We start from the raw sequence: 229 nt of genomic DNA, 5'->3' as shown, positions 1-229 counted from the left end.
CCACTCCGGCAAGGTCCTCGACGTCTACAACTTCTCGACCGCCAACGGCGGCTCGATCGTCCAGTGGGCCGACGGCAACGGCACCAACCAGCAGTGGCGTGTCGCCGACAACGGCGGCTACGTCCGCCTGATCAGCCGCCACAGCAACAAGGCCCTGGAGGTCCAGGGCGCCTCCACCGCCGACGGCGCCAACATCGTCCAGTACGACGACTGGGGCGGCAACAACCAG

1 protein-coding gene is annotated in these 229 nt (G+C 67.7%); it reads left to right on the top strand.

Going from position 1 to position 229, the window contains the following annotated elements; genetic code table 11:
- A partial coding sequence (locus tag IG98_RS46445) for an RICIN domain-containing protein (protein WP_037973187.1) occupies positions 1-229 on the top strand: 229 nt, incomplete at both ends.

Origin of the sequence: Streptosporangium amethystogenes (assembly GCF_000721075.1) — a bacterium.
GTDB classification, from domain to species: Bacteria; Actinomycetota; Actinomycetes; order Streptosporangiales; family Streptosporangiaceae; genus Streptosporangium; species Streptosporangium amethystogenes.
This window is presented reverse-complemented; position numbering and strand designations above follow the sequence as displayed.